We start from the raw sequence: 10,638 nt of genomic DNA on the forward strand, positions 1-10,638 counted from the left end.
CATGTTGCGCCATGTGTCTTGCCAATTGCCTTCGCTAGTCCGACCACACCTCAAATCCGGTATCGACTTGAGGGCATGCTGCCCGACTGCCACGTGCCGGACTGCAGGTTGGAGACTTCGCGGTTCAGCCAGCAGAGAGAATGACATCGCCCCAAACAGCGAGCGTCGCACAGAAGGAAACAAGGGATGCAAAAGCTGCACAGTCACGAGCGAAATAAAACATACCACCCTCCAACATCTTGTTCGATATCTAGAGCATGTTCCATTTTTGTTCTCTTTGCAAGCCTTTTTTGTTCTCCTTGATTTGATTTGTATAAAACCCGCAGAAACCTTTGTGTTTTTGCTTTGTTCCAGTCTCACCAAAAGCGTTTTCGTCAAAAACCGGAACGCCTAGGTTAGCCAGATCAGCGGGGTTTTACGAGACCGTCTGCCAGCGTGATGGCGCGATCCATCCGTCCGGCAAGTTCAAGATTGTGGGTCGCAAAGAGCGTGGCAACACCGGAGGCCCGGACGAGCGCTGACAGCGCATCGAAGACATAGTTCGCAGTGTTGGGATCAAGATTGCCGGTCGGTTCATCCAGAAGAAGAATCCGCGGCGCATTGGCAACTGCGCGGGCAACGGCAACCCGCTGCTGTTCACCGCCGGAAAGTTCAGAGGGACGGTGGCTGCCCCGATCGGCAAGGCGCATATAGGCGAGCAGCTCAGCGGCGCGGTCGGCCGCCACCTTTTTCGGCAACCCCCGGATCATCTGCGGCATCATGATGTTCTCCTGCGCGGTGAACTCCGGCAGCAGATGATGAAACTGGTAGACAAAGCCGATGTCGTTGCGCCGGATCGCGGTCCGCTCATCATCCGACAAATCCGTGCAATTGACGCCGCCGAGATAGACATCGCCGCCATCGGGTTGCTCCAAGAGCCCCGCAATATGCAAAAGCGTCGATTTACCGGTTCCGGACGGAGCAACGAGCGCCACCATTTCACCGGCTTCGATGCGCAGGTTCGCACCATTTAGCACATGAAGCTTGTGGTCGCCTTCATCATACGCACGTGAAATCCCGGACAGTTCGATGGCAGCCGGTTGAAGGCCGGGAGCCCGGCGCGGATCTACAGCCTGGTTCATCTGCCCTCTCCTATTCGTACCGCAGGGCTTCGACCGGATCGAGCCGGGCCGCCCGCCACGCCGGATACAGCGTCGCCAGAAGGGACAGGGCAAGCGCCATCAACAGAACCGTTACAGTCTCGCCGCTGTCGATTTCCGCCGGCAGTTTCGACAGGAAATAAAGCGTTGGATCAAACAGCTGCGTCGACGTCAGCCAGGAAACAAATTGCCGGATGCTCTCAATGTTGAGGCACACGATGAGCCCAAGGAAAAAACCCGCCAGCGTGCCGACACAGCCAATGCTGGCGCCGGTGATCAAAAAGATCCGCATGATGGATCCGCGCGTTGCGCCCATGGTCCGCAGGATCGCAATGTCATGCCCCTTGTCCTTCACCAGCATGATCAGGCCTGAAATGATGTTGAGCGCAGCAACCAGGACAATGAGCGTCAGGATGATGAACATCACGTTCCGTTCAACCTCAAGCGCGGAAAAGAAAGTCACATTCCTCTGCCGCCAGTCGGTCACGAACGCCGGACGGCCAGCGGCCTCTTCAACGGCAGCCAGCATGGTTCCGACATTGTCCGGATCGACCACGTAAAGCTCAATCCCGGTCGTGATGCCGTCCATGTTGAAATAGGCTTGGGATTCGGGCAGCGGCATGAACAGGAAAGTCGCGTCATATTCGCTCATGCCGATCTCGAAGATCGCGGTCACCGGATAGGCCTTGACCCGCGGGGTCACGCCCATCGGGGTGACGCTGCCACGCGGAGAAATGATGGTGATGTTGTCACCAAGCGTGATGCCGAGCTGTTGCGCCATGCGCGAACCGATGGCAACGCCTTGACCGGCATCAAAACCATCCAGCGTCCCGGCGCGCAAGTTGTTGGCAACCAACGGGATCCGGCGCAAGTCACTTTCCTTAAGACCGCGCACCAATGCTCCGAGGTTTCCGGCAGGACCGGAGACGAGCGCCTGACCTTCAACGAACGGAATGGCGCTGATGACCTCCGGCACGCCCTCAAGGCGCTTGGACACCGGATCATAATCGGTGAGCGGCTGGTCAATCGGCTGGATCAGCATGTGACCGTTGATCCCGAGGATCTTGCCCAAGAGCTCAGAGCGGAACCCGTTCATCACCGCCATGACGATGATAAGCGTTGCAACGCCCAGCATGATGCCTGCGAAAGAAAATCCGGCGATCACTGAAATGAAGGTTTCCCGGCGGCGCGAGCGTAAGTAGCGGCCGGCGATCATCCATTCAAAGGGCGCAAAGGGGCGTGTCGGCTCTGCCGTCTCCCGGTCCGCGCCCTCGCGGGCAGTGTCTACTGCTGTCATTTTCCATCCAATTCAGCAATGCCCCGGTGGCCGCTGTTTCCCGCAGCCGATTCCCCGCCCCAGAGGATCACCGGACTGGATCAGTCCGTCAATGCCGCGGTGAGCTTGTTCAAGGTCGCCTCAGGGGTCAGCATTTCCTTTTCCCCAGTTGCCCGGTCCTTGACCTCCAGCACACCATCTTTCAGCCCGCGCGGACCGGCCACTACCTGGAACGGCAGACCGATCAGATCCATGGTGGCAAATTTCGCCCCTGCCCGGCTGTCCGTGTCGTCGTAAAGAACCTCAATACCGGCAGCTTCCAGCTTGGCGTAAAGATCCTCACACACCGGGTCTGTCAAATCATCGCCCGGACGCATGTTGATGATGCCGACATGGAACGGTGCCACCGATTTCGGCCAGATGATTCCATCCCCATCATGATTGGCTTCAATCAAGGCACCAAGAAGACGGGATACGCCGACACCATAGGAGCCCATGTGAACCGGCACTTCCGTTCCTTCAGCGGTGGCGACCTTGGCGCCCATCGCGTCGGAGTATTTTGTGCCGAAATAGAAGATGTGTCCGACCTCGATACCGCGCGCAGACACGCGTGTGTCCTCTGACAATGCGCCGAAAGCTGCTTCATCATGCATCTCGTCGGTCGCTGCGTAAGGGGTCGTCCAGCTTTCAACGATCGGTGACAGGTCCGACCAGAAATCTGTGTCCTTGGCCGGGATCGGCATTTCAAGAAGTGACTTGTCCAGGAACACTTCGCTCTCGCCGGTTTCCGCAAGGATGATGAACTCGTGGCTAAGATCGCCGCCAATCGGGCCCGTGTCGGCCTTCATCGGGATCGCCTTCAGGCCCATCCGGTCAAAAGTGCGCAGGTAAGCAACGAACATGCGGTTGTACGCATGACGCGCGGATTCCTGATCGAGATCGAAGGAATAGGCGTCCTTCATCAGGAATTCACGCCCACGCATGATGCCGAACCGCGGCCGGACTTCATCCCGGAACTTCCACTGAATGTGGTAAAGGTTTAGCGGCAGGTCTTTATAGGAGCGTACATAGCTGCGGAAAATGTCGGTGATCATCTCCTCGTTGGTCGGACCAAAAAGCATCTCCCGCTCATGGCGGTCGGTGATGCGCAGCATTTCCTTGCCATAGGCATCGTAGCGCCCACTTTCGCGCCACAGGTCAGCAGGCTGGATGGTCGGCATCAGCAGCTGCACTGCCCCTGCCCGTGCCTGCTCTTCTTCCACAATCCGCTCAATCTTGCGAAGCACCTTCAATCCCAATGGCAGCCAGGAATAGATGCCGGCCGACTGCTGGCGGATCATGCCGGCACGCAGCATGAGCCGGTGGGAGACGATTTCCGCTTCCTTCGGAGTTTCTTTCAGGATGGGCAGGAAGTAACGGGACAGACGCATTTATGCACTCTCAAAACTGTGGCATTGCCGGATTTGTGCGCAGTCAAAGCGCAAGCTGACCCTAAACACAAGAGCAATCGCATTTTATGGCCGAGTTTTGCAGGATTTGGAGGTAGACAGCGGGTCGCCAGCTGGATTGCAGGACTTAGCCAGCTCAGTTTGCAGCGCCGTTTTCCGGGTTCCACGTGTGTTTTTTTGACGCATCGGAAATAGGCAAGCAAAAAATGTAGGCTCTCCAAGACAAATAGGTGACAAGGCGAAAACAATCAGTTAGGTTCCGTTCCCATAATAAGAAGGCCCTAGGCAGAAATGTCAGGAGCTTACGGACATCGCGGTCTGAGTCTTGGGAGGAAGGACACCAGGCGCGCCTTACGGCAGCAGCCGCCCCGTCAAACCGGAAAACCGGCACGCGAGGGAACGGAGTCAATTTAGACGCGGAACTTTATCAAGGCAGAGCTTCAGGCTCTGCCTTTTTTCTTTGTCTGCGATAATTCGAACACTCGGAATTTCGAGTGGCTTTGACGTTGGACGCGGCCTTTTCCCTCGCACACAGCGGCGGTCCACTGCGATTTTTGCTGCCTGCATTTCTGCCATGCCGGATGAGCATAACTGGCCGCGCCTATCTCCTAGCGAATTATGACGAATCGAACACCGCTATTTCGGCCAAGAAGCACCGCAGATTAGACATAGCCCCAATGCCCATTTTATTTCGGACACCAGAAATCCGGCTTTAAGATTAGGACCTTGCCAGGAAACATGAAGAAATAAACTTTCGGCATATTCCTCTCCTTAACCCTTCTTGCAACATAGTCATTTCTAACGTTACGTTTTTGTGACACAGAACACAGTGTAGCAGTCACGTGCCGGGCTACGCACGAAGTGTGACGGCGCTCAAAGCTACCCGCGTGCCGGGACATTAATAACGAAGAACAAAACTGGAGAACAAAATGGCTTTGCACGATTGGGCGCTTCCGGGGAACCCTATGGCACCGACACAACGGCTCTCCCGCCCTCAGCAAGTGCCGCCTTTGCCGTCAGAGCCTTGCCTGCCAGTTCATCTCAACCGGAACGTATTTTACCTCGTTCCGTCAGATTCTACCGACGATACGAAAGACGATATCGGTGCTTTCTTCCGGTTGGGCGAATACTCCGAGGTTGAGCGGACCGCGTTTGAGAATGACCATCATGATGAGCTCTTCCCGGCTCAACATGTTTCCGATGAAGGCGACGATACGTCTGTCTACTCAAATGCTGCAGGCGGTTCACAAGGCATTCTTCTCGCCTGCGATGGCCGCATCCTGATCAAAGCCGCTGAAAAGATGTATCTCGAGACTGCTGACTATCACCAGCAGGCGAACGGCGACTACACATTGGACGTCGATGGCGACTACACGGCCGCAGTCGAAGACAGTATTGATATGTCGACCGAAAATGGCGGCATAACCGTAACAAGCGGCCGGAACCAGCAGATCAAAATCAACGCGGGCGACGGCACCGGGCGCCTTGAAATCAAGTCGCAGGCTGAATCGAAAAACATCCAGGGCAAGTCTGACCACACTTACCACAAATGGCACACGGTAAAGTACAAGGACTCCTACGAGAGCCATAAGTTCGGTTGGGACTTCAACAGCATCTATGGATTTTCAATGACCACTTTTTACGGTGGGATCATGGAATCCGTTTATGGCATCCGCATGCAGTTCGACAAATTCAATTTCATGTCCGACTGGGTGTCTTTCAACTGGAAGGGCACCCAGATCGATCTGAAGGGCATTGTGATGAAAAAGCTCACGGCCAAGTTCGGCGCAACGGACTGCACAGCTGAGCTCAAAGAAATTGTGGTCGGCCTGGAAGGGCTGAAATTAGAGGCCACACGTCTGGAAGCAAAGCGCAAGGAATTGGCCGTGCAAAGCGGCAGCGTGGATCTGAAAAACCACGGCACCGGCGCTCGCCTGGTCGGGATCGAATGCGTGCTTTAGCGACCGAAAAATGAGCGGAAAAACAAAGGGGAGCCGCAACAGCGGCTCCCCTTTTTCATTCCATTCACACCGGGCTTTACCCGCTAGGCGTGGAGTAACTCTCGCTCGGAGGCATAAAGAAAGGAATATCATCCAAGCCGAAGCCACTGGAGCGCAGCCACATGTACCCGGCAAAGAGCACGCAGGTGACAACTGTTGTCATCAGCAGCACGCGCAACATTCGGGGGCGTTCAGGGGCACTGGCCTCAGAGCCCGGTATCACCTCGCCTGCTTCCTCTTGTGTCCGGCGCATGCCGAACGGAAGCATCGCAAACAGGATGATCCACCACATCATGAAAAAGATTGCCAGGCTGAACGCCAAAGACATGTGATTAAGCCTCTTCCAATTCCGTCAAGGTGCCGAGAAAATCCTTCGGGTGCAGGAACAGCACCGGTTTGCCGTGGGCACCGATTTTCGGTTCGCCGCTGCCAAGAACACGTGCGCCATCCGCCACCAGTTTGTCTCGCGCCGCGATGATGTCATCGACTTCATAGCAGACGTGGTGGATGCCGCCGGACGGGTTCTTTTCCAGGAACTTGGCGATCGGCGAATCTTCGCCAAGCGGTTCGAGCAACTCGATCTTGGTGTTCGGCAGGTTGATGAACACGGTCGAAACACCGTGGTCCGGCTGCGCTTCCTTGGCAGAGACATCCGCACCAAGCGTATCCCGATAAACGGCGGTTGCCGCCTCGATATCCGACACTGCAATGGCCACGTGATTAAGCCGACCGATCATTCCAATTCCTCCACAAACAGGCAGACCGTGCTTTGAGCACGATTTGCGGTATAACTTATAGCCGGGTCACCACCACCTTGCAGAGCGTCTTTTTGCCCCAGACATCAAGGATTTCGGAACGGGCCGCACGGCGTGCCGCTTCCGCGATCAGATCCTTGTCCTTGCGCCGGGCTTTCGGAATACTCGTCACAGCGCCAATGACAGCCTTTTGAACGATGTCTTCCATCGGCTCGCCATCATCGTCCGTGTCCGGCAGTCCAAGCAGCACGGCATGTGGATCGTCGAGCAGCTCACCGGACCGGTTGACCACCAGTGTGATGATCGCAGCGCCCGCAAAGGACAGCTTCCGCCGTTCCTTGACCCCGGTGACTTCCGGATCATCGAGGATCCGGCCATCCTTCACCAGAATGCCAAACGGCGCCTCATCGACGATTGCAGCCCGGCCGGCCACAAGGCGGATGATGTCCCCATTCTTGCCGCGAATGACTTCCGGAACGCCTTGCTCCTTCGCAAACGCAGCATGAGCTGCAAGATGCAATGGTTCCCCGTGGACGGGAAGCACGACTTTCGGCTGTACCAGTTTGTAGAGCTGCTCCAGCTCGCCGCGGCGCGGGTGTCCCGAAACATGGACCAAGGCATCCTTGTCGGTGACGATTTCAACGTCCTTGTCCGCCAGGTTGTTGAGGACAGCCCCGACTTCTTTTTCATTTCCCGGAATGGTCCGGGATGAAAAGATCACCATGTCGCCTTGTGCAAGCGCAATATTCCGGTGGTCTCCGGCAGCAATCCGTGCAAGCGCTGCGCGGTTTTCGCCCTGTGATCCGGTGCACAACAACACCACCTTGTCACGCGGCAGATAGCCATAGGCTTCTTCGTCATGGAAGGCCGGGAGATCATCCATGTATTCCAGCTCGTTGGCCACCTCGATGGCCCGATGCATCGACCGGCCAACCACCACGACATCCCGCTCATTCGCAGCCGCAGCACGCGCGATGGCCCGGATGCGGGCAACGTTGGAAGCAAAGGTTGTCACGGCAACGCGGTGCTTGGCACGGCCAATAACCTTGGTCAGTTCAGCAGCGACATCGGCCTCACTTGGGCTGACGCCATCACGAACCGCATTGGTGCTGTCGCATACCAGCGCCATAACCCCTTCGCGGCCCAGCTCTGCCAGCCGGTCGAGGTCGATCGGTTGGCCAATGCCAGGCGACAAATCAATTTTCCAATCGCCGGTATGCAGCACCAAACCTGCAGGGGTTCGGATGGCCAAGGCACACGGCTCCGGGATCGAGTGGGCCATGGCAACGAATTCCACGTCGAACGGACCAATCGTGTGGCGCTCGCCCTGGCGGACCACTGTCACGGGAACCTCTTCTGCGCCCGGCTCACTTTCGGTCTTGGCCGCCAGCAGACCGGCGGTAAAGGCCGTTGCGTAGACCGGCACCTTCAGGAAGGGCCACAGGTGCAGGATCGCGCCATAGTGGTCTTCGTGAGCATGGGTGATGACCATGCCGACAATGTTGCTGACCTCGTCTTCCAGAAACTTGATGTCCGGCATCACCAGATCGATGCCAGGAAGTTCCGGACCTGCAAAGCTAACCCCGCAATCGACGATCAACCATTTCCGATTTCCTTCCGGCCCGAAGCCGTAAAGGCCGAGGTTCATGCCGATTTCGCCAACACCGCCAAGCGGCAGGAACACAATGTCGTTTTCTTTATCCTTGGCCGAAGCCATCAAATTCTCCTACCCCTCACATTTTTCGAGGGAACTGTCCGGCCGTCATTCGCCGGATAAAAATACGTCACCGGCGTAGACAGTGCGTTTTTGGCCGTTATCCAGTCTTAAGACCAAATGGCCGGACGCATCCAGATCGTCAAAAATGCCGGTTATTTCTTCTTGAGCGGCCCGGACAGTGATCTTTTGTCCCAAATGCGCCGCCCGCTTCAACCATTGGCGCCGGATGCGATCAAAACCGTCCGGTTGGTGCCAGATTGCCAAATACTTTGCCAGTGTTTCCGCCAGCGCTGCGAACAAGCTGTCGGCCGATACTTGATAGCCTAGGCTGCGCAGATCGGTTGCCCGATACAACGCCGGATCAGGATGGGACACACAATTGACCCCAAACCCCATGACCGCAGCCAGCCTTCCGTCCTTTAGTGTCTCGGCTTCCAGCAAGATGCCCGAGAGTTTGGCTCCGTCGACCAGCAGGTCGTTCGGCCACTTCAACGACACCAATTGGAGCGTACCGGCCGCCTTGTCAACGGCTTCGGCGAGCGCAACAGCCGACAAAAGCGGCAATTCGCCAATCCGGGCCAAGGGAGACGGGTCGATCAGAAGGACACTTGCAAAGAGATTTCCCTGCGGAGAAGTCCAGGCCCGCCCCCGCCGGCCCCGGCCAGCAGTCTGAACGCCAGCCCGGATCCAGAGGTTTCCAGGATGCCCCGAAACGGCCCGCTCCAGACCCAGAGCGTTGGTCGAGCCGACCGTCTCATAGGCCTCATAGAGAAAATCCGGCGCTCCGGGCGCCGGACCTTTCGTCTCAAGATGTGGTGCGGGACTGTTCAATCGCCAAACCGCGTATCAAAACAACGACTGCGCAGCAGCGGTTGCAGCCGTTACGACCGGACCAGGCATGACCCAGAAAAAGACCACGAACACCCCGGACAGGCCAAGGACGACTTTGAGTTCGGTCGGCATCGGCTGGAAAGCCTCCGCCGGTTCGTCAAAGAACATCACCTTGACGATGCGCAAGTAGTAGTAACAGCCCACCACGGACGCGAGCACGCCGATAACGGCTAGCGGATAGAGGCCTGCCTCGACAGCGGCTGCAAACACGAACCACTTTCCGAAGAAACCGATCAGCGGCGGAATGCCTGCAAGCGAGAACATCAGCAAACCAAGGATCACCGCCATCGGCAGATTGGTTTGAGAAAGGCCGGAAAGATCGGAGATCTCTTCAACCATGCCGTCCTTACGCCGCATGGACAAGATGCAGGCAAACACACCAAGCGTCATGCCGAGATAGGCGACCATATAGAAGATCACACCTTCAACACCGGTCTGCGTACCGGCCGCAAGACCGACCAGCGCGTAACCCATGTGGCCGATGGACGAATACGCCATCAGGCGCTTCAGGTTGGTCTGGCCAATTGCGGCGAACGCACCGAGCGCCATTGAGGCAATCGATACGAAGACGATGATCTGCTGCCAATCGCTGGTGACCGGATGAAACGCATCAATGACAATCCGCACCAGCATCCCCATGGCAGCAACCTTCGGAGCTGCTGCGAAGAATGCGGTGACAGGCGTTGGCGCACCTTCATAAACGTCCGGTGTCCACATGTGGAACGGAACTGCGGAGATCTTGAAGGCAAGGCCTGCAAGAATGAAGGTCAAACCAATGATCAGACCGATGGACGCGCCTTCTTGCGAAATCAACTCGGCAATTGCGGCGAAGGAAATCTGACCGGAGAAGCCGTAAACCAGCGACATGCCGTAAAGCAGCATGCCGGAGGACAGCGCGCCGAGAACGAAGTACTTCAAACCAGCTTCTGTTGACCGAACACTGTCGCGGTTGATCGCAGCCACAACGTAGAGCGACAAACTCTGGAGTTCGAGACCCATATAGAGCGCAATCATATCGTTTGCCGACAGCATCAGCATCATGCCGAGCGTCGCAAGGACGATCAGGATCGGATACTCGAAATGGTCAAACGACTGGCTCTTTGCATACGCCCACGACATGGCGATCGCAAAGAACGATCCGACAAGAACCACCAGCTTCAAGAAGTAGGCGTAGTCATCAAGGATGAAGGAACCGCCGAATGTTTCACCGAAGCTTGGGACCAGCAGCAGCACGAGGAACGTACCGCCAAGAAGCCCCATCGCTCCACCAAAGACCGCGTAGCTGATGTTCCGGCCGCCGAAGGCACCGACCATCAACAGCACCATCGCTCCGATCGCCAGAATGATTTCCGGCAAGGCCGGCATGAGATCTGGCAGTTGGGTCACGTCTGACATAGCTCTGTCTCGCCCTC

At 56.7% G+C, this 10,638-nt stretch carries 9 protein-coding genes; 1 reads left to right on the plus strand and 8 read right to left on the minus strand.

Features of this window, described 5'->3' with window-relative positions:
* Positions 1-404: 404 nt before the first annotated feature.
* The 3 genes from AC0J4F_RS18520 to proS all read right to left on the minus strand — a co-directional run bounded on the left by AC0J4F_RS18520 (position 405) and on the right by proS (position 3,845).
* Complete coding sequence (locus AC0J4F_RS18520) at positions 405-1,121, minus strand: ABC transporter ATP-binding protein (protein WP_473024297.1); 717 nt, start codon at positions 1,119-1,121, stop codon at positions 405-407.
* A 10-nt stretch (positions 1,122-1,131) separates the two neighbouring features.
* Positions 1,132-2,436: a lipoprotein-releasing ABC transporter permease subunit gene (locus tag AC0J4F_RS18525; RefSeq protein ID WP_133950055.1), complete on the minus strand. Its 1,305-nt coding sequence runs from the start codon at positions 2,434-2,436 to the stop codon at positions 1,132-1,134.
* An 80-nt stretch (positions 2,437-2,516) separates the two neighbouring features.
* Positions 2,517-3,845 carry a proline--tRNA ligase gene (gene proS / locus AC0J4F_RS18530; protein WP_473024298.1) on the minus strand — a complete coding sequence of 443 codons (1,329 nt, stop codon included), beginning with the start codon at positions 3,843-3,845 and terminating at the stop codon, positions 2,517-2,519.
* 947 nt (positions 3,846-4,792) lie between these two features.
* On the opposite strand from proS, the gene AC0J4F_RS18535 reads away from it, so the two are divergent.
* Complete coding sequence (locus AC0J4F_RS18535) at positions 4,793-5,824, plus strand: hypothetical protein (protein ID WP_133950059.1); 1,032 nt, start codon at positions 4,793-4,795, stop codon at positions 5,822-5,824.
* A 76-nt stretch (positions 5,825-5,900) separates the two neighbouring features.
* Here AC0J4F_RS18535 and AC0J4F_RS18540 read toward each other — a convergent pair whose 3' ends face one another.
* The 5 genes from AC0J4F_RS18540 to nuoN are packed head-to-tail and all read right to left on the minus strand — an operon-like array spanning position 5,901 to position 10,621.
* Positions 5,901-6,191, minus strand: a complete 291-nt coding sequence (locus AC0J4F_RS18540; protein ID WP_133950061.1) for a DUF1467 family protein — start codon at positions 6,189-6,191, stop codon at positions 5,901-5,903.
* Positions 6,192-6,195: 4 nt separating this feature from the next.
* Complete coding sequence (mce, locus tag AC0J4F_RS18545) at positions 6,196-6,600, minus strand: methylmalonyl-CoA epimerase (protein ID WP_133950063.1); 405 nt, start codon at positions 6,598-6,600, stop codon at positions 6,196-6,198.
* A 55-nt stretch (positions 6,601-6,655) separates the two neighbouring features.
* Positions 6,656-8,335 (minus strand): ribonuclease J, encoded by a 1,680-nt coding sequence (locus AC0J4F_RS18550; protein WP_133950065.1) that lies wholly within the window; start codon positions 8,333-8,335, stop codon positions 6,656-6,658.
* Between the two features lie 45 nt (positions 8,336-8,380).
* Positions 8,381-9,166, minus strand: a complete 786-nt coding sequence (locus AC0J4F_RS18555; protein ID WP_473024299.1) for a biotin--[acetyl-CoA-carboxylase] ligase — start codon at positions 9,164-9,166, stop codon at positions 8,381-8,383.
* Between the two features lie 15 nt (positions 9,167-9,181).
* Positions 9,182-10,621, minus strand: coding sequence for an NADH-quinone oxidoreductase subunit NuoN (nuoN, locus tag AC0J4F_RS18560; RefSeq protein WP_209175843.1), 1,440 nt, complete (start codon positions 10,619-10,621; stop codon positions 9,182-9,184).
* Positions 10,622-10,638: the final 17 nt, after the last annotated feature.

The sequence above is a fragment of the Roseibium sp. R5 genome, from assembly GCF_055755305.1.

What these genes read in the sequence shown, in the direction of transcription:
- AC0J4F_RS18550 (WP_133950065.1), bottom strand. Translation starts at nt 8,335, where the DNA reads ATGGCTTCGGCCAAGGATAAAGAAAACGACATTGTGTTCCTGCCGCTT.
- AC0J4F_RS18525 (WP_133950055.1), bottom strand. Translation starts at nt 2,436, where the DNA reads ATGACAGCAGTAGACACTGCCCGCGAGGGCGCGGACCGGGAGACGGCA.
- AC0J4F_RS18535 (WP_133950059.1), top strand. Translation starts at nt 4,793, where the DNA reads ATGGCTTTGCACGATTGGGCGCTTCCGGGGAACCCTATGGCACCGACA.
- AC0J4F_RS18540 (WP_133950061.1), bottom strand. Translation starts at nt 6,191, where the DNA reads ATGTCTTTGGCGTTCAGCCTGGCAATCTTTTTCATGATGTGGTGGATC.
- mce (WP_133950063.1), bottom strand. Translation starts at nt 6,600, where the DNA reads ATGATCGGTCGGCTTAATCACGTGGCCATTGCAGTGTCGGATATCGAG.
- nuoN (WP_209175843.1), bottom strand. Translation starts at nt 10,621, where the DNA reads ATGTCAGACGTGACCCAACTGCCAGATCTCATGCCGGCCTTGCCGGAA.
- proS (WP_473024298.1), bottom strand. Translation starts at nt 3,845, where the DNA reads ATGCGTCTGTCCCGTTACTTCCTGCCCATCCTGAAAGAAACTCCGAAG.
- AC0J4F_RS18520 (WP_473024297.1), bottom strand. Translation starts at nt 1,121, where the DNA reads ATGAACCAGGCTGTAGATCCGCGCCGGGCTCCCGGCCTTCAACCGGCT.